The organism is Bordetella bronchialis (genome assembly GCF_001676705.1).
Taxonomy (GTDB): Bacteria; Pseudomonadota; Gammaproteobacteria; order Burkholderiales; family Burkholderiaceae_B; genus Bordetella_C; species Bordetella_C bronchialis.
In genome coordinates this window covers 4380234-4398800 of record NZ_CP016170.1, presented here as the reverse complement: position 1 = coordinate 4398800, position 18567 = coordinate 4380234, and the positions used below count along the sequence as shown (strand labels likewise).

Below are 18567 nucleotides of genomic sequence, written 5' to 3'. Positions count from 1 at the left end.
AGGCAGGAACTGCGCGAAGAGGCGCCGGCCAGCAAGGTCCATGCCGTCGCGGCGCGTGCGCTGGCGCGCGCTTGGACCGGCGCGCGGGCGGCGGTAACATCGTGCCGCCGCCGCGCGGTCCTGGCAAGCCCTGTTACCGTGCCTCTTTCCGCCATCGGCGTGGCAGTTTCGACGGGATCGTGCATGAATACACCAGGCAGACAAATCGAGATCCCCGCGCTGTACATGCGCGGCGGCACCAGCAAGGGCGTTTTTTTCCTGCCGCGGGATCTGCCCGCGGATCCCGCGCGGCGCGACGCGGTACTGCTGCGGGTGGCGGGCAGTCCCGACCCCTACGGCAAGCAGATCGACGGCATGGGCGGCGCGACGTCCAGCACCAGCAAGGTCGTCATCGTCGGCAAGAGCACGCGTCCCGATTGCGATGTCGATTACTGGTTCGGCCAGGTGGCCATCGGCCAGGCGCTGGTCGACTGGAGCGGCAACTGCGGCAACCTGACTGCCGCGGTGGGGCCCTTTGCCATTCATCGCGGCCTGGTGCGGCCGCCCGGGGACGGCGTGGCCACCGTGCGCATCTGGCAGGCCAACATACGGCGCCGCATCATCGCGCACGTGCCGGTGCGCGATGGGCAGGTACAGGAACTGGGCGATTTCGAGCTGGATGGCGTCACGTTCCCGGCCGCGGAAATTCCGCTGACTTTCCTCGATCCCGGCGCCGGCGGCGACGCGCAAGGAGGCGGCATGTTTCCCACCGGCCGTGCCATCGACCGCCTGTCGGTGCCCGGTGTGGGGACCATCGAAGCCACGCTGATCGATGCGGGCAACCCCGCCGTGCTGGTGGACGCCGTCGCCCTGGGCCTGGCGGGCACGGAGAACCAGGCACGCATCAATGGCGACGCGCCGCTGCTGGCCAGGCTGGAATCGATACGCGCGCACGCCGCCGTCGCCATGGGCGCGGCCGGCACGGCGGCGGAGGCGACCGCGACGCGGCAGCACACGCCCAAGCTCGCCTTCTTCGGTCCGCCCGCGAGCTATGACGCGTCCAGCGGCGCCCGCGTCGATGCGGAAACCATAGACATCGTGGCGCGCATCATGTCGATGGGACAACTGCACCACGCAATGACGGGAACGGGCGCGGTGGCCATCGCCGCCGCCGCCGCGGTGCCGGGCACCATCGTCAGCCGCATCCTGGGCGGCGCGCGCGATACGTTGTGTTTCGGCCATGCGTCCGGCCGCCTGCGCGTGGGCGCGGAGGCCCGCCAGCGCGAAGGCCAATGGGAGGTCACCAAGGTAACGCTGAGCCGCAGCGCGCGTCGCCTGATGGCCGGCACGGTCTTCGTGCCGGAGGCCGTACTGCGCGATCAGGCCTGAAGCGGCGGCCCGCGATCGTCGGGCAAGGTCTCGACCCATGCCCGCACGGAGTCGACGAACAGGCGCAGTTCTTCCTGCGCCGCGCGGCAGGCAAGCCGCGCAGCCGGCCCGTCGTCGCATGCCAGGCGCCGCTCCGCGCCGGCGCAGGCATCCGCCAGTGCCGTGGCGCCGATCATGCGGGCCACGCCGTTCAAGGCATGCAGGACATCGCGGGCCGCCGCATGGTCGCGTGCCGACACGGCCAGGCCCAGGGTCGCCGCATCGTCTTCGCTGGTTTGCAGCAGCCCCGCCAGAAAACGTCCCGCGATGGCGGCGTCGCCGGCCGCCACGGTCTCGATGGCGCCCGGATCGAAGCGCAGGCCATGACGCCATGCGGGGCGCAGCGCGCCGCGCGCCTGCGGCGAACGGCACAGCCGCCGCTGCAATTCCACCAGGCCCAGCGGCTTGAAGAGGCAGCCATCCATGCCGGCCGCCAGGCAACGGCCGATTTCGTCGCGTTCGGCGCTGGCCGTATACGCCCACACCGCGCAGGGCCCCAGGCCCCGCGCCGCTTCGTCCTGGCGGATGCGGCGGGCCAGATCGTAGCCGCTGCCGTCGGCCATATTGCAGTCGGTGATCACCGCGTCGTAGGCGCCGGCCCGCCACAGCCGCCATGCGGCCTTGCCGCTGCCGGCCTGCACTACGCTGTGTCCCAGATGCTCCAGTTGCTTGCGCAGCAGCAGCCGGCTGGGCGCATGGTCATCGACGGCGAGTATCTGCAAACGGGTCGTGCCGGTGTCACCCGGCTGGCCGGTATGCCTGTGGGGGGGCGGTGACGCCAGGCATTCCGTCTCGAACCCGAAACGGACGGTGCACCCGCGGCCCGCGGCGCTTTCCAGCAGCAGCGTGCCGCCCATCAGCGCCACCAGCCGCCGGGCGATATTCAGGCCCAACCCGCTGCCGCCGTGGATCCGTGCCCCGTCGGGCGCCTGCGAATACGGCGCGAAAAGCACACGCTGATCGGCCTTGGCGATGCCTATGCCGGTGTCCGTCACCCGGACGGATACCGCCGAACGGCCGGGGGCGACGCGGCGTGCGCCCACGCCGACCGTGATGGTGCCCGAAGGGGTGAACTTCACGGCATTACTGAGCAGGTTGGAAAGAACCTGCTTGAAGCGCATCGGGTCCAGCATGAGGTCGACATCGGCGTCCGCCTCGGCGTGGAAGCGCAGTGCCAGCCCCTTGTCGCCCGCCAATCCCTGGAACACCTGCACCACCGAAGCCGCCAGCGCGCGCAGGTTGACGCGTTGTGGCAAGAGCTCCAGCTTGCCGCAATCCATTTTCTCCAGATCGAGAATGTCGGTGACCAGGTCCAGCAGGCCCTGCGCCGCGCCGTGCGCCACGCGCAGGTGGTCCGACACGTCCTGGCCTGCCGCCGCTTCTTTCAGGCCCAGTTCCAGCATGCCGGCCACCGCATTCAGCGGCGTGCGTATCTCGTGGCTGGCGATGGCCAGGAAGTCGCTCTTCGCGCGGCAGGCCGACTGCGCGGATTGCGCGGCGGCGCGCAAGGCGCGCTCGGCCCGCTGCCGTTTCGCGATCTGGCGGCGCAGATGGCTGTTCCAGCCCGCCAGCATGGTGCCGGCCAGCATGCTGGCGCCCAGCACCGGATCGAGCAGCAGCCATTGTTCCTCCAGCACTGCGCCTATCCATGCGGCGTCCTTGCCTTCGTCATAGGGTGTTGGCGCCGCGTCGGCGCCACAGGCGGCGAGCAGGAATGCCGAGGCGCATGCCGCCCGGGTAAGCAGGCCACGCCGCATGCCGCTATACCAGGCCGTTGCGCCTGGCGATATCGGTCAGTTCGAGCAGCGTCGCGGCGTTGAGTTTTTCCTGCAGCCGGCTCTTGTAGGTACTGACTGTTTTCTCGCTCAGCATGAGCGTGGCGGCGATGGTCTTGTTCAAGGCCCCGCGCGCCAGGTGCTGCAGCACCACCAGTTCGCGATCCGAAAGTTGCTCGATCAGCGCCGCCTCGCTCATGGCCGTGCCGCGCTCGCCGCTGGGATGCAGCGCCACCGTGGGGAAGTAAGTGTTTCCTTGCAGGACCGCCTTGGCCGCGCTGACCAGCTCTTGCAGCTCCTTGCCCTTGTACACGAAGCCGGAGGCCCCCGCGTGGAGACAGCGCGCGGCCAGATGGTCGGGATTCTGCGCGGTCAGCACCACGATTCCCGGCTTGTGGTCGCGGCCGTCGCCGCGCAGGCGGGTGATGACCATCAGCCCGTCCATTTTCGGAATGCCGATGTCCAGGACGATCAGGTCGGGCCGGTGCTCGCGCGCCGCGCTCAGGGCGTCCACGCCGGTGGAGACCTCCCCCACGACGTCCCAGCCGTTCTGTTCCAGTATTGTTCTGACCGCGAAGCGGATCATGGGGTGATCGTCGACGATGACGACGCTTCCTACTCTTTGCACTTGAACCTCTTCTTCGATCGCGGTAATCCCGGGCCGCATGATGCCGCGCGCGGGCACGGTGGAATCGGCGGGCCGCGGATCATGCCGCCCGTCCCGGCGGGGACGCGCCGTGTTTTGAGTTCCTGCATCGCGCAGGGCGATGGCTACGGCGTGATGGGATGATTGCCCCGCAGGAAGGCGCGGCAAAGTATACGGAGGGAGGGTCGTCGAAGGCACGCGGGCCCCGCCGCCGTCGTTGCAGAAGGGCTACTTATTGCGACCAGTTGCAAAAGGCTGCGGAGCGACATGAAAAAGCCACGGCCGAAGCCGTGGCAAACAAGCACGTGTGGTCGTCCGAAAATTACCGCATGCATGACCGGTAATTCCGAACGACGCATAACGCTAACACTCTCCGGCGCGCCTGAGGACTGAGGAATGTTTCGAAAGAAAACGAAAAATCAGCTTCCCGCATGCTCGTATTGCCGCGGTGATCGCTTGACAACCCGATGGCGGAGATGGACCCTAGCGCACGCGTAAATCAATCTCAATCGCTCGTGATCGCATGGGTACACGGCAAGTCAAGAGGGGCTTTTCGGGGTTCCTGCGGTGCCGCGCCGCATGCTATAGAAATGCCTGCAATAAGGGGAGAACATGGAACTGTATATGACGATGGGCGAGGGATATCGCCTCACCCTGGACGTGGACGAGTCCGCGTCCGGGTATGGCTGGTATATCTATCTCGCGCTGTCGAAGGAGCAGGGCAAGGGCACGCTCGTGGCAAGCGACGAGGCATGCGAGTCCGCTTCCGAAGCCGCGGCCGCGGGGATGCGGGCGCTGGAACGATACAAGCTGGAACAACCCATCTCCGTGGTGACGCCTTCCCCCATCGCGGCTTATTGACCGCAACGGCCGCGCGCGTCACGGCGTGGCGCGACTGGCCCGCAGGCGCTTCGTGCTGATACGGTCATGAATGTGTATGGCCAGGGCGGCCAGCGCCAGGCCCAATCCCAGCATGGACACGGCTTGCCATCCGCCGCGGTGCCACGCGACACTGGCCGCGCCGGAACCGAAGGCCCCGCCGAAGAAGATCGCCGTCACATAAACCGTGTTGATGCGGCTGCGGGCCTGTGCGTCCAGGCTAAGGATCAGCGATTGATTCGACACCTGCGCCAGCGATACGCCCAGGTCCAGCAGAATGACGCCCACGACCAGGCCCGCCATCGAGGGCGCGAGCGCGAAGACGACGAAGGAAACCGCGCAGGCCACGATGCCGGCGCCGACGCCGTTGCGGGCGCCATAGCGGTCGGCCAGCTTGCCGCCCCATGACGCGGCGCCCACACCGATCAGGCCGACGATGCCGAAGGCGCCCGCCACCGCCGAACCCATCCGGTAGGGCGGTTCCGCCAGCATCAGCGCCAGGACCGACCAGAACGCGCTGAACAGGCCGAACAGGCAGGCCTGCGTCGCACAGGCGCGACGCAGCGGCGCGTGCGTGAACAGCAGTTGCACCATGGAACCGAGCAGGCGCGCGTAGGGCAGGCGGGACTTCGGGGCGACGCGCGGCAGCATCATGAACATCATCGCGCCCAGCGCCAGCGCGATGCCGGCCGCCACCCAGAACATCGCGCGCCATCCCAGCAGTTGGCCGATGGCGCCGCTGAGCGTGCGCGCCAGCAGGATGCCGGCCAGCAGGCCGCTGAACACCACCCCGACCGCCTGTCCCCGGGTGGTGTCCGGCGCCAGGTCCGCCGCGAAGGGGATGATCAATTGCGTGATGGTGGCGCCGACGCCCAGCAGGATGGAAGCGGCGATTAAGCTATTGAAGGAGGGCGCGATGGCGCAGGCGACCGCCGCGGCGATCAGCAGCACGCATTGCGCCAGGATCAGCCGCCGGCGTTCCAGCCGGTCGCCCAGCGGAACCAGCAGGACCAGGCCCACCGTATACCCCAGCTGCGTGCACATGGTGATCAGCCCGATCCCTTCGCCCGCGTGGAAGGTCGCGGCGATCAGCGCCAGCATGGGTTGGCTGTAGTAAAGATTCGCGACGGCCGCGCCCGCGGTGACCGCCAGCGCGAACAGCAGTCCGCGCGTCAAGGGCGGCTGCGCGACGGGGCGCCCGGCGCCCGAAGAAAGGCTGTTCATGAATACGTAAGGATAAAAAGCAAAATCCGCCCGGAAGCGGGCGGACTGTGTACGTCCTTGGATGGCAAGCGGTCAGCCCAGCGTGCCGCGTTCCAGCAGGTTGCGGCGCACGCCGCCCTGGCGCTCCAGCATCCAGCCCGGATACTCGGCGGGCAGGGCGCTGACTTCGGCCAGCGTGGCCAGTTCGGTGGCGCTCAGCCGCAGGGACGTAGCGCCGATATTGTCGCGCAATTGCTCGACCCGCTTGGCGCCGACGATGACCGTCGTGACCGCGGGCTGGTGCAGCAGCCAGGCCAGGGCGATCTGCGCGACCGATACCTTGCGCGCATCGGCGATGGCGCGCATGGCGTCGACGCAATCGAAGGCGCGATCGCGGTCCACCGGCGGGAAGTCGAAGGTGGTGCGGCGGCTGCCTTGCTCGCCCTGGGTGTCGCGGGCGTATTTGCCACTGAGCAGGCCGCCGGCGAGCGGGCTCCAGACCATCAGGCCGACCCCTTCGCTGCGCAGCAAGGGGACGATCTCGCGCTCCAGGTCGCGGCCGGCGATGGTGTAGTACGCCTGCAGCGATTCGAAGCGGGCCAGGCCGTGGCGCTCGGAGATGCCCAGGGCCTTCATGATCTGCCATGCCGCCCAATTGGATACGCCGATATAGCGGACATGGCCGTGCTGCACCAGGGTGTCCAGCGCGCGCAGCGTTTCCTCGATGGGCGTGGCGGGGTCGAAGCCATGGACCTGGTACAGGTCCAGATGATCCATTTGCATGCGCTTGAGCGAGGCTTTCACGCTTTCCATGATGTGATAGCGGGACAGGCCGCGCGAATTCACGCCGTGCGTACCCGTTTCGCCCAGGACCTTGGATGCCACCACGACGTTTTCCCGCGGCACGCCCAGGTTGCGCAGCGCCTGGCCGGTCATGATTTCGGAACGGCCCCCGGCGTACACATTGGCGGTGTCGATGAAGTTGATGCCTGCGTCCAGCGCGGCGCCCACCAGGGCGTCGGCCTCGTTCTGCCCGAGGTTGCCGATATGCCCCCAAGTGGTGCCAGCCTCGCCGCCGAAGGTCATGGTGCCCAGGCACAGTTCGGACACGAACAAGCCGGTGCTGCCGAGTTTGTTGTAACGCATGGGATGCTCCTTGAATTCGTGGGTTGCCGCCACCCGTGGCGGACAGTATGCGCGCCCGCCTGAGGGCAGGGCTGCTCGATCCTGTTCGATTACTGCCTAATCCTCCAGTGATCCACATCGCCAGTGGGGTCGGGGCTTTCCTTACGCCAATCTGGCGCTATTCTTCCATTGCACAAAATTCCGCGCGCTCCACGGTCTCGTGGACGACCCTACACTTCGGTGAACCATGGGCTTGAACGAGATACCCGATTCCTTCACGACCTCCGCCGCTTCGATGGACGACATCGACACGATGGTCGATGCGCCGCGCCGGGAGCTGGTGTGGCGCCTGGCCAGCCTGACCGGTACGCTGGAAGGCTCGATGCCCACGGCCATTCCCGGCCTGCACCTGCATCGCCTGACGTGCACCAGCGGCCCGCACCACGCCTTGCAACTGCCCATCTTCGGCGTGATCGCGCAGGGCTCCAAGCGGCTGCTGGTGGGCGACGAGGTCTACGACTACGATCCGCTGCACTACCTGGTGTCCTCGGTGGACTTGCCGGTCAGCGGCAAGGTGACGGTGGGCAGCCCCACCGAGCCCTACCTGGGCCTGCGCCTGGACCTGGACGTAGAGGCCATCGACGATCTCATCCACGAGGTCGATCCGCCTTCCGTGCCGGCGGAAGTGCCGCGCGGCCTGTACGTGAACCGCCTGGGCGATACCTTGCTGGACGGCGTGCTGCGCTTGTTGCGCCTGCTGGACAGCCCCGTGGACATCCCGGTGCTCGCGCCCATGGTCAAGCGGGAAATCTTCTATCGGCTGCTGATGAACGGGCAGGGCGCGGTGTTGCGCCAGCTGGTGCAGAAGGACAGCCACACCCAGCGCATCGCGCGTGCCATCCGTCTGCTGCGCGAACACTACGTGCGTCCGCTGCGGGTGGAGGAACTGGCGCGCCACGCGCACATGAGTCCCTCGTCCTTCCACCATCATTTCAAGGCGGTCACGGCGATGAGCCCGCTGCAGTTCCAGAAGCAGCTGCGCCTGCAGGAAGCGCGGCGCCTGATGTTCACCAGCGATGCCGATGTCGCCGTGGTCGCGCACCAGGTTGGCTATGAAAGTCCCTCGCAATTCAGCCGCGAGTACAGCCGGCTGTTCGGCTCGGCGCCGCTGCGCGACAAGCGCCGCTGGATGCGCGACGGCATGTCGCACTGACGCTTACTTGACGCGCTGTTTTTCCAGCTTGCGGGCCAGCGTGCGGCGGTGCATCCCCAGGCGCCGGGCCGTTTCGGAAATATTGAAGCCCGTGGCGGCCAGGGTCTCGTGGATGCGTTCCCATTCCAGGGTCTTGATGGAGGTGGGCCGGTCGCTGAGTTCCGTCTCGATATCGCCGGCATCGCGGCCGAAGGCCTGCTCGATGTCGTCGGTGTTCGACGGCTTGGCCAGGTAATGCCGGGCGCCCAGCTTGATGGCCTCCACCGCGGTGGCGATGCTGGCATAGCCGGTCAGCACGACGATGACGGTATCGGGACGATGGGCATGCAGGGCCTGGACGCAGGCCAGGCCCGATGCCTCGCCCCTGAGCTTCAGGTCCACCACCGCATAGTCCGGCTGGTGGTCGGGCAGCAGCGCCTGCACGCCCTCCAGCCCGGTCGCATGCAGCACGCGGTAGCCGCGCCGCTCGAAGGAGCGGCCCAGCGTGCGCGCGAAGGTCTCGTCGTCCTCGACAATCAGGAGCAGCCTGTCGGCCGGCGTGGCCGGCCCGGCGCCGCGCCGGGCGGCGTCGTCTTCGCCGGGCGGCGCCATGGCGTCATCGGGGGGCGGGAGTGTCGTCGTCATCCTCTTCGTCCAGGGTGAGCGCGGAAAGCGGCAGCCGCAGCGTCACGCGGGCGCCGCCTTCCGGGCGGTTTTCGGCGGACACCGTGCCGCCCAGCGTGCGGGCCACATTGACGACCAGGAACAAGCCCAGGCCGCCGCCCGGCCTGCCCTTGCTGGATTGGTAGGGTTTGCCGAAGCGCGCCAGCATGGGCGGCGCGAAACCGGGCCCGTCGTCGGTGATCTCCAGCACCAGCGCGTCCGCGTCGCGCCGCACCCGCAGGGCGATCGTCCTGCGCGCCGCTTCCAGCGCATTGTCCAGCACGTTGCAGATCATCTGCTTCAGCGCCGAATCCGAGACGATGCGCAGGTCCGCGCCGAAATCGTTCTGGTAGCGCAACTGCTCGTCGAAGCCGCGCGTCCGGCGCCATTCGGCGACCAGGTCGTCCAGGAAGGTGCGCACCGTGGTTTGCGCCGGCGCGTCGCCGCGCGCCTCGCCGGCGGACAGCAGGATGCCGCCCACGATGGATTTGCAGCGGGCCACGGAGGCCTGCATATCGCCGATTTCCTGCAGCAGCTGCGGATCGTCCTTGAAAGGCCTCATGTGGCGCCAGTCTCCCAGGATGACCGCCATGGTCGCCAGCGGCGTGCCCAGCTCGTGCGCCGCCCCGGATGCCAGCAAGCCCATGCGCACGATGTGCTCTTCTTCCGCGGCGCGCTGGCGCAGGTCGGCGAGCCGGGCGTCGCGCCTGCGCAGGTTGCCGTTGATGCGGGTTATGAAAACCACCAGCAGCGATGCGTTCAGGGCGAAGCAGATCAGCATGCCTTGCAGGTACAGGCTGGCCAGGCCGTTGCCATGATCCAGCGGCAGGGTCAGCGGCCGTCCCGCGGCCGCCAGCAGCATCAGGCACAGCGTGGTCACGATGACCAGCATCCAGGTGCTCCAGGGCTTGAGCAGGACCGCGCCCAGGGTCACCTGCACCAGGTACAGGAACACGAAGGGATTGGTGGCGCCGCCGGTCAGGTAGAGCTGGGCCGTCAGGGCCGCCAGGTCCACCAGCATGGCGACCAGCAGTTCGGTATTACTGACCTCCGGCGCCAGCGTCAGGCGCAGCATGCCGACGATGTTGAAGGCGATAAGGCCGCCCAGCACCGGCACCATGTAGTTCAGCGGCAGCGGCACGCCGAAACCCATCACCACGACGTAGATGGTGGCGATCTGGCCCAGCACCGCGATCCAGCGCAGCGTGATGAGCTGCTGCATGTTTTTGTGGCCGGTGGTGTCGTACCGGCGCCTGCGGCGCTGCGCGCCGGCGGGCGCCGGCGGTCCGTCGGGCGAGACGGTGGCGTGCAGGGGGCGGTCGCCTTCCTGGCCGGAATCGTGCTGGGCGTTCATGGCGCGCTCCGGTCGCGGCGGGACGTCATCGTGCCGGCCCGGTCTTGGGCGTGCGCTGGCGGCGTTCCTCGCGGATCGTATAGAACGCGGCGCCCACCACCATGAGCGCCAGCGTGTACCAGGTGATGGCGTAGACCAGGTGGCTGTTGTGGAAGGCGATCACCGTCATGCCGCCGCGAGGCCAGGCGTCCGGCGGCGCGCCGGGCGTGGCCGCGGCATCGACGAAATAGGGCGCGGTGTCCGCCAGGCCCCGTGCCGCGGCGATGGCCTGTACGTCGCGCGAATACCAGCGGTCGTTGGCCGGGTCGTTGCGGCGCAGGAAGCCGCCGCCCGGCTCGCTGATGCGCAGCAGGCCGCTGACCGTGGTGGCGTCGCTGGGGGGATGGGCGATGCGGTCGCGCCGGTCGGAGGGGACGAAGCCGCGATTGACCAGCACGGTCGTGCCGTCGTCGCGCAGCAGGGGCGTGATGACCCAGTAGCCGCTGCCCAGCTCCGTGCTGGCCTGCGTCAGGGTTTGCTTGCCGTATTCATAGCGGCCGGACAGCGTCACGTGGCGGTATTCGTCGCCGTCGGCGCTGACCGCCGGCCAGCGTTGCGGCCCGGGGGCCGGCACGGCCGGGGCGTGGACGCGCTGGTCCACGCGGGCGATCAGGTCGAGCTTCCAGGCGCGCCGCTGCACCTGCCAGGTGCCCAGCGCGCAGAAACCCGCAAAAAGCAACACCGCCACGACCGCCATGCAGATCAGGACTGCCGGGCGGCGCCGGACGCGGGTTTCTGCGTCCGGCTGGGCGGTGGTGGGCGGGCCCCCGGCTTGCCGGGACCGCGCGTCGCGGTCCGGAGGGGCCCCATTGGACAAGGTCATACCTACGGCATGTTCTTCATGTCGGTCATGGAAGGCATCATGTTCACGTTCAGGTGATACATGACCCACAGCGATCCCGCCAGTGTAATGACGACGATCACGACCGTGAAGATCAGGGCCAGCATGGTCCAGCCGCCCTCGGAGCGGGCGTTCATGTGCAGGAAGTAGATCATGTGGACCACGATCTGCACGGCGGCCAGGCCCAGGATGACCATGGCGGTCGTGCTGGACTGGTCGAACACCGTGTCCATGACGATCCAGAACGGGATGGCCGTCAGGATGACCGACAGGATGAAGCCGGTCATGTAGCCCTTGAAGGTGCCGTGCGCCGCGCCGTCGTCGTGGTCGTGGTCGTCGTGGTGGTCATGCCCGTGGTGATCGCCATGGGCCAGCGTACCGTTATGCGTGCTCATGGCAGCACTCCCATCAGATAGACAAAGGTGAACACGCCGATCCAGACGACATCCAGGAAGTGCCAGAACATCGACAGGCACATCAGGCGGCGCTTGTTGGCGGAGGTCAGGCCGTGGCGGGCGACCTGCACCATCAGCGTGATCAGCCAGATGATGCCGCTGGTGACGTGCAGGCCGTGCGTGCCCACCAGGGTGAAGAAGGACGACAGGAAGGCGCTGCGTCCGGGACCGGCGCCTTCATGGATCAGGTGCGCGAACTCGTACAGTTCCAGGCCGATGAACGCGGCGCCGAACAGGCCGGTGATCAGCAGCCACATCTGCGTGGCGCCCACGCGGTTGCGGTTCATCTCCAGCATGGCGAAGCCATAGGTGATGGACGACAGCAGCAGCATCGACGTGTTCAGCGCCACCAGCGGCAGGTCGAACAGGTCGGCGCCGGACGGGCCGGCCGCATAGCTGCGGCCCAGCACGCCGTACACCGCGAACAGGCTGGCGAAGATGAGGCAATCGCTCATCAGGTAGATCCAGAAGCCCAGCAGGGTGCCGTTCTTCGGATGGTGCTCCTCCGTCAGGTAGAAGCGGAGGGGCTCCGGCGACGCCGCGGCGCCGGGTTGGGTCAGGACGGTGGCTTTAGACATGGTTTGCTAGCAGACGGGTACGCTCGGCCTCGACGCGAACGACTTCGTCCGCGGGAATGTAGTAATCACGCTTGTAGTTGAAGCTGTGGATGATCGTCGCGGCCAGGGCGCCGACGAACGATACGATCACCAGCAGCCACATGTGCCAGATCATGCCGAACCCGAAGGCCGTGCACAGCGCCGCGATGACGACGCCGGCGGCCGTGTTCTTCGGCATATGGATGGGGATGAACCCTTCCGTCGGGCGCTGCGCGCCGCGCTGCTTCATCTGCCACCAGGCATCGCCTTCGTGGATCTGCGGCGTGAAGGCGAAGTTGTAGGCCGGCGGCGGCGACGACGTCGACCATTCCAGCGTGCGGCCGTTCCAGGGGTCGCCCGTGACGTCGCGCAGTTGCTCGCGGCGGCGGAAGCTGACGAACAGCTGTATCAGGAAGCATGCGATGCCGATGGCGATCAGGCCGGCGCCGATGGCGGCGATCACGAACCAGATCTGCAGCGAGGGATCGTCGAAGTGGTTCATGCGGCGGGTCACGCCCATCAGGCCCAGCACGTACAGCGGCGCGAAGGCGACCCAGAAGCCCACCAACCAGAACCAGAACGAGCACTTGCCCCAGAACTCGTCGAGCTTGAAGCCGAAGGCCTTGGGGAACCAGTAGTTGATGCCCGCGAACATGCCGAACAGCACGCCGCCGATGATCACGTTGTGGAAGTGGGCGATCAGGAACAGGCTGTTGTGCAGCACGAAGTCGGCCGGGGGAACGGCCAGCATCACGCCGGTCATGCCGCCGATGACGAAGGTCACCATGAAGCCCACCGTCCACAGCATCGGCACGTCGAAGCGGATGCGGCCGCGGTACATGGTGAACAGCCAGTTGAAAATCTTCGCCCCGGTCGGGATGGAGATGATCATTGTGGTGATGCCGAAGAACGAGTTGACGCTCGCTCCCGAACCCATGGTGAAGAAGTGATGCAGCCACACCAGGTAGGACAGCACCGTGATCACCACCGTGGCGTAGACCATGGAGGCATAGCCGAACAGGCGCTTGCCGCTATAGGTGGACACCACTTCCGAGAACACGCCGAAGGCGGGCAGGATCAGGATGTAGACCTCCGGGTGGCCCCAGATCCAGATCAGGTTCACGTACATCATCGGGTTGCCGCCGAAGTCGTTCGTGAAGAAGTTGGTGCCGGCGTAGCGGTCCAGCGCGAGCAGGGCCAGCACGGCGGTCAGGATGGGGAAGGCGGCCACGATCAGCACGTTGGTGCACAGCGAGGTCCAGGTGAAGATCGGCATCTTCATCATGCCCATGCCCGGCGCGCGCATCTTGATGATGGTGACCATCAGGTTGATGCCCGATAGCAATGTCCCCAGGCCCGCGACCTGCAATCCCCAGATGTAGTAGTCGACCCCCACATCCGGACTTTGCTGGATGCCGGACAGCGGCGGGTAGGCCAGCCAGCCGGTGCGCGCGAACTCGCCCACGAACAGCGAGGTCATCACCAGCAGGGCGCCGCCCACGGTCATCCAGAAGCTGAAGTTGTTCAGGAAGGGGAAGGCCACGTCGCGCGCGCCGATCTGCAGCGGCACGATGTAGTTCATCAGGCCCGTGACCAGGGGCATGGCCACGAAGAAGATCATGATGACGCCGTGCGCCGTGAAGATCTGGTCATAGTGGTGCGGCGGCAGGTAGCCGGCGACGTCGCCGAAGGCGACGGCCTGTTGCAGCCGCATCATGATGGCATCGGCGAAACCGCGCAGCAGCATGACGATCGCCAGCACGATATACATGATGCCGATCTTCTTGTGGTCGATGCTGGTGAACCACTCGCGCCACAGGTAGCCCCAGACCCGGAAGTAGGTCAGGGCGCCCAGCAGCGCCAGGCCGCCGAGGGCGACGGCGATGAACGTCACCACAAGGATGGGTTCATGGTAGGGGATCGCCTCTAGGGATAGGCGGCCAAGTAATAGCTTTTGCAGGTCTAGGTTCTCAAACATCTCGATTCCCATGACGGGAGGCGCAAGGCGAAAAGAGGAGCGGGCGGCTTAAAGCGGTACGCGGTTGTCCAGCACGGCGGCGCCGGTGGGATTGGCGGGCGTGCAGACGGCGCCGACGTAGTTGCGCGCGGACGTATCGGCCAGGCCGAGGCGCACGCGCGTGGAGGCATTGGTGGCCAGGTTGTAGGTCCCCGACGTGCCCAGGCCGCCTTTCTCGTCGATGGCCATCATGTCCTTCAGGCACATGCGGTTGGACTCGACGCAGCGGTTGACGATGGCGTCGTACAGGGTGGCGTCCACCTTGGCGTAGCGGCGCACGGGGTCTTTTTCGCTAGGCTGTTCCAGCTTCAGGTAGACCGGGCGGGTCAGTTCGCCGCCGCCGTCGCGCGTCTGCTGGATCCAGTTATCGAAATCCGTATTGGTCATGCCGTAGAACTTGAAGCGCATGTCCGAGAAGCCGGCTCCGCTGTAGTTGGCGGAGAAGCCCTCGTACACGCCGGCCTTGTTGATCACCGCGTGCAGCTTGGTCTCCATGCCGGGCATGGCGTACACCTGCCCCGCCAGGGCCGGAATGAAGAAGGAATTCATCATCGTCGACGACGTGATCTTGAACTGGATGGGCCGGTTCACCGGCGCGACCAGCTCGTTCACCGTGGCGACGCCCTGTTCCGGGTAGATGAACAGCCACTTCCAGTCCAGGGCCACCACTTCCACCGTCAAGGGCTTGACGTTGGTCGGCAGTTCATGGCCTTCGGCGATGCGGTCCAGGGGCCGGTAGGGGTCCAGGCGATGGGTGGTAACCCAGGTGATGGCGCCCAGCGCGATGATGATGAGCAGGGGCGCCGACCAGACCACCAGTTCCACGACGGTGGAATGGTGCCATTCGGGGTCGTAGTGGGCGTTGGTGTTGGACGCGCGGTAGCGCCAGGCGAAGACCAGGGTCAGGATGATGACGGGGATGATGATGATCAGCATCAGCACCGTCGAGATGACGATGAGGTCTCGCTGCTGCACCGCGATATCGCCGGACGGGGACATCACGACGGCGTTGCAGCCGCCCAGCAGGGCGAACAAGGCGAGCAGGGGAAGAAGGAGAAGTCGGCGGGGGAGCTTGGAGGATGACATGCCGGGCGACAAAGCCTAAACAGGAACTAAGCGAAGGTGTGACGGGCGTGTAAGCGCCACGTAAGCTGCAAACAAAAAATCACGCGAAATGTACAATTTTTGACGCACTGCGGAAAGTGGACATTTTGTCCTACCTATGGCGGCAACCCCAAAGTCATGCCATGCTAAGGCCTGCCGGGCCTGTGCAAGGGCAATTTTCGGTAAGCAGCAGGCCTGCGCGATAGAAGAAAGCGGTTTTCAGAGACAGAAACCGCCGGTATAGCAACACTCGCGAGGAAATAAGATGTCCATGACTGCCGGATACACCCACCCGTCCTCGACTTCCCTCGAGCATGACGCCAGGCTTACCACCGCCGATCATTCCAAGGTCGCGCCGGGAGAAATCGCCATCGGCGTCGTCATAGGCCGAGCATCCGAATACTTCGATTTCTTCGTCTACGGGATCGCATCCGTGCTGGTATTCCCGCAGGTGTTTTTCCCGTTCCTGACGCGACTCGAAGGCATACTTGCCGCCTTCGTCGTGTTTTCCTTCGCCTTCATTGCCAGGCCGTTCGGCACCGCGCTGTTCATGGCGCTGCAGCGACGCTGGGGCCGGGCCGCCAAGCTGACCGTGGCCCTGTTCCTGCTGGGCACGGCCACCGCCGGTATCGCGTTCCTGCCCAGTTATGCCACCCTGGGCGAACGCGCCATTATATTGCTTGCCGTGTTCCGCTGCCTGCAAGGCCTGGCCACCGGGGGCGCCTGGGATGGCCTGCCTTCACTGCTGGCCTTGAACGCGCCGGCCGAGCGGCGCGGCTGGTACGCGATGCTGGGGCAACTTGGCGCCCCCATCGGCTTCCTGCTGGCCGGCGCCTTGTTCCTGTACCTGCACACCAACCTCAGCGCGGACGATTTCTCCGAGTGGGGCTGGCGCTATCCCTTCTACGTGGCCTTCGCCATCAACGTCGTGGCCTTGTTCGCCCGGCTGCGGCTGGTGGTCACGCATGAGTACACGCGGCTGCTGGAAGAGGGCGAGCTCGAGCCGATTCCCGCCCATACCCTGATGAAGGAGCAGGGATACAACATTTTCCTCGGCGCCTTCGCCGCGCTGGCCAGCTATGCGCTGTTCCACCTGGTGACGATTTTCCCGTTGTCCTGGTTGGCGCTGCAATCCACCCAGTCCATCGACGCCATCCTGAGCATCCAGGTGTTGGGCGCGGTATTCGGCATCCTGGGAACGATCGTCTCCGGCTGGCTGGCCGACCGCATCGGCCGCCGCAATACGCTGGGGGCGCTGGCGGCCCTGATCGGGGTATTCAGCCTGTGCACGCCGTGGCTGCTGGATGGCGGCACGGCCGCTCAGGACGCCTTCATCCTGGTCGGCTTCACCCTGCTCGGGCTGTCCTACGGCCAGGCCTCCGGCACCGTGACGGCGAACTTCAGCCGGCGCTTCCGCTACACCGGCGCGGCCTTTACCGCCGACTTTGCTTGGCTGTTCGGCGCCGCCTTCGCGCCCGTCGTCGCATTGAGCCTGTCCGCCCGTTTCGGCCTGGCGGCCGTCAGCGCCTACCTGCTGTCCGGTGTCGCTTGCACCCTGCTGGCCTTGCGCATCAACCGCTCGCTGGAGCAGACACGGGATTGACCCCGCGCCCGGGGGCGCGCGAGCGTTTCGCAGCACGCCTTCCCCAGAGGCAAGCCGGACTTCGGTCCGGCTTTTTTGTGCCTATTTGTAATAGAACGCTTCCCCGGCGCCAGCCTGTCGCCTTGTCCCACAGGGAGCCTCGCGCACTTTGGTACTGAATCGTCACAAGGCTAAGAATATGGTGCCAATGCAATGAATGAGTTACATTAGCGCGGCCCGAGGGGACGAAATGGGGTAGGGGCATGGTTTGCGTTTCGCCATGAACGCCGGTCTTTCGTGCCCGTTCATTCAAAAACGGCGTGCCTTGCATGCCGGTGGCGAGAGGATTCCATGCATTTTGCGCCTCGACGTATCCCAAAGCGCGTAGCGTCACCCTTGTTCAGTCTTGTTGCCGCCACGCTTCTGTTGGCGGGATGCGGCGAACGCCCGCAGCTCAATCCGGGGCCGCCGCAGGTCAGCGTCATTACCGTCCAGCCCGAGCGCGCGCCCAGCATCGCCGATCTGCCCGGCCGCGTCGACGCCGTGCGGGATGCGCAGATCCGGGCGCGGGTCACCGGTATCGTGCAGCGCATCGTTTTCCAGCAAGGCGGCGACGTCAAGGAAAACGATCTCCTCTTCAAGATCGATCCCGCGCCCTACAAGGCGGCCTACGATCAGGCGGCGGCGCAGCTGAAGCAATCCCAGGCCGACCTCTACAGCGCCAAGGCGCTGGCGGACCGCTACGCTCCCCTGGTGAAGGCCAACGCGGTCAGCCGCCAGGAATACGACAACGCCGTGGCGAGCTACCGCCAGGCCGATGCGGCCGTCGCCGCCGCCAAGGCGAACCTGCAGAACGCCGCCATCAACCTGGGGTACACGAACGTCACGTCGCCCATCACGGGCCGTATCGGTAAGCCGCTGGTGACCGAGGGCGCCCTGGTGGAGGCCACGTCGGCCACCCAGATGGCGCTGGTGCAGCAATTGGATCCCGTGTATGTGGACTTCACCCAGTCCACCACCGATCTGGCCGCGCTGCGCAAGGCCTTCGCCGGCGGGCAGCTGCAAAAGGTGGGGGACAACGCCGCGCTGGCCGAGGTCGTGCTGGAAGACGGTTCCATCTATGGCCATAAGGGCAAGCTGCTGTTCACGGGAATCACCGTCGATCCCACTACCGGCCAGGTCAATCTGCGCGCCGAATTCCCCAACCCGGAAACCGTGCTGCTGCCCGGCATGTATGTGCGCGTGCGGCTGACCCAGGGCGTGGACGACAAGGCCCTGCTCGTGCCGCAGCAGGCCTTGCAGCGCACGCCGGATGGCCTGCAGAGCCTGATGCTGGTCAAGGACGGCAAGATCGACCAGGTCAGCGTGACCACCGGCAACGCCATCGGCGGGCGCTGGGTCGTGACCAGCGGCCTGAAGGCGGGCGATGTGGTGGTGGTGGAAGGCTTCCAGAAAGTCCGGCCGGGCGCGCCCGTCAAGGTGGCGCAATGGAATCCGGCGCAGCCTGGCGGCGCACCGACAGGTGGCGCCCCGGCGCCCGGCGCACCGGCGCCCGGCGCCCCGGCCCCCGGCGCCCCGGCCCCCGGCGCTCCCGCATCGGGCGCCGAGCCCGGCAAGCAGGGCGCGCCCGCCCAGCCGCCCGCCGGGCAAAAGTCGTAATCGGTCGCGGCGCCGCGCCAGGGCGCCGCT

The 18567-nt window shown here is 66.7% G+C and carries 16 protein-coding genes; 5 read left to right on the top strand and 11 right to left on the bottom strand.

The window, feature by feature from the left end:
* The first annotated feature begins 183 nt into the window (after nucleotides 1-183).
* Nucleotides 184-1368: a 2-methylaconitate cis-trans isomerase PrpF gene (gene prpF / locus BAU06_RS19375; protein ID WP_066359388.1), complete on the top strand. Its 1185-nt coding sequence runs from the start codon at nucleotides 184-186 to the stop codon at nucleotides 1366-1368.
* On the opposite strand, the gene BAU06_RS19370 is transcribed toward prpF, so the two are convergent.
* Together BAU06_RS19370 and BAU06_RS19365 are read right to left on the bottom strand one after the other, a co-directional pair.
* Entirely contained in the window at nucleotides 1359-3164 is a 1806-nt protein-coding gene (locus BAU06_RS19370) for an ATP-binding protein (RefSeq protein WP_082988338.1), read from the bottom strand. The genes prpF and BAU06_RS19370 overlap by 10 nt on opposite strands.
* 4 nt (nucleotides 3165-3168) lie before the next feature.
* Nucleotides 3169-3810: a response regulator transcription factor gene (locus BAU06_RS19365; protein ID WP_231933911.1), complete on the bottom strand. Its 642-nt coding sequence runs from the start codon at nucleotides 3808-3810 to the stop codon at nucleotides 3169-3171.
* Between the two features lie 630 nt (nucleotides 3811-4440).
* On the opposite strand from BAU06_RS19365, the gene BAU06_RS19360 reads away from it, so the two are divergent.
* Nucleotides 4441-4689 carry a hypothetical protein gene (locus BAU06_RS19360; protein WP_066353778.1) on the top strand — a complete coding sequence of 83 codons (249 nt, stop codon included), beginning with the start codon at nucleotides 4441-4443 and terminating at the stop codon, nucleotides 4687-4689.
* An 18-nt stretch (nucleotides 4690-4707) separates the two neighbouring features.
* On the opposite strand, the gene BAU06_RS19355 is transcribed toward BAU06_RS19360, so the two are convergent.
* Both BAU06_RS19355 and BAU06_RS19350 read right to left on the bottom strand, forming a co-directional pair.
* Complete coding sequence (locus BAU06_RS19355) at nucleotides 4708-5931, bottom strand: MFS transporter (protein WP_066353777.1); 1224 nt, start codon at nucleotides 5929-5931, stop codon at nucleotides 4708-4710.
* Between the two features lie 72 nt (nucleotides 5932-6003).
* On the bottom strand, nucleotides 6004-7056 hold the full coding sequence (locus tag BAU06_RS19350) for an aldo/keto reductase (protein WP_066353770.1): 1053 nt from the start codon (nucleotides 7054-7056) through the stop codon (nucleotides 6004-6006).
* Between the two features lie 226 nt (nucleotides 7057-7282).
* On the opposite strand from BAU06_RS19350, the gene BAU06_RS19345 reads away from it, so the two are divergent.
* Entirely contained in the window at nucleotides 7283-8248 is a 966-nt protein-coding gene (locus BAU06_RS19345) for an AraC family transcriptional regulator (RefSeq protein ID WP_066353767.1), read from the top strand.
* Between the two features lie 3 nt (nucleotides 8249-8251).
* Here BAU06_RS19345 and BAU06_RS19340 read toward each other — a convergent pair whose 3' ends face one another.
* The 7 genes from BAU06_RS19340 to cyoA are packed head-to-tail and all read right to left on the bottom strand — an operon-like array spanning nucleotide 8252 to nucleotide 15278.
* Nucleotides 8252-8839, bottom strand: coding sequence for a response regulator transcription factor (locus BAU06_RS19340; protein ID WP_066353764.1), 588 nt, complete (start codon nucleotides 8837-8839; stop codon nucleotides 8252-8254).
* Nucleotides 8840-8843: 4 nt separating this feature from the next.
* Nucleotides 8844-10244 carry an ATP-binding protein gene (locus BAU06_RS19335; RefSeq protein WP_082988337.1) on the bottom strand — a complete coding sequence of 467 codons (1401 nt, stop codon included), beginning with the start codon at nucleotides 10242-10244 and terminating at the stop codon, nucleotides 8844-8846.
* Nucleotides 10245-10269: 25 nt separating this feature from the next.
* Nucleotides 10270-11106, bottom strand: coding sequence for an SURF1 family protein (locus BAU06_RS19330; RefSeq protein WP_082988336.1), 837 nt, complete (start codon nucleotides 11104-11106; stop codon nucleotides 10270-10272).
* A 2-nt stretch (nucleotides 11107-11108) separates the two neighbouring features.
* A complete protein-coding gene (gene cyoD / locus BAU06_RS19325; RefSeq protein WP_066353762.1) occupies nucleotides 11109-11519 on the bottom strand; it encodes a cytochrome o ubiquinol oxidase subunit IV in 411 nt (136 codons plus the stop codon).
* Nucleotides 11516-12157, bottom strand: coding sequence for a cytochrome o ubiquinol oxidase subunit III (gene cyoC, locus BAU06_RS19320; protein WP_066353760.1), 642 nt, complete (start codon nucleotides 12155-12157; stop codon nucleotides 11516-11518). The genes cyoD and cyoC overlap by 4 nt, the downstream gene beginning before the upstream one ends.
* Nucleotides 12150-14153 carry a cytochrome o ubiquinol oxidase subunit I gene (gene cyoB, locus BAU06_RS19315; RefSeq protein ID WP_066353756.1) on the bottom strand — a complete coding sequence of 668 codons (2004 nt, stop codon included), beginning with the start codon at nucleotides 14151-14153 and terminating at the stop codon, nucleotides 12150-12152. The genes cyoC and cyoB overlap by 8 nt, the downstream gene beginning before the upstream one ends.
* Nucleotides 14154-14201: 48 nt before the next feature.
* On the bottom strand, nucleotides 14202-15278 hold the full coding sequence (gene cyoA / locus BAU06_RS19310; RefSeq protein ID WP_066353752.1) for a ubiquinol oxidase subunit II: 1077 nt from the start codon (nucleotides 15276-15278) through the stop codon (nucleotides 14202-14204).
* 283 nt (nucleotides 15279-15561) lie between these two features.
* Between cyoA and BAU06_RS19305 the strand changes: the two genes are divergently transcribed.
* Both BAU06_RS19305 and BAU06_RS19300 read left to right on the top strand, forming a co-directional pair.
* A complete protein-coding gene (locus BAU06_RS19305) occupies nucleotides 15562-16899 on the top strand; it encodes an MFS transporter (protein ID WP_066353747.1) in 1338 nt (445 codons plus the stop codon).
* Between the two features lie 330 nt (nucleotides 16900-17229).
* Nucleotides 17230-18537 (top strand): efflux RND transporter periplasmic adaptor subunit, encoded by a 1308-nt coding sequence (locus BAU06_RS19300; RefSeq protein ID WP_066353744.1) that lies wholly within the window; start codon nucleotides 17230-17232, stop codon nucleotides 18535-18537.
* Nucleotides 18538-18567 lie beyond the last annotated feature (30 nt).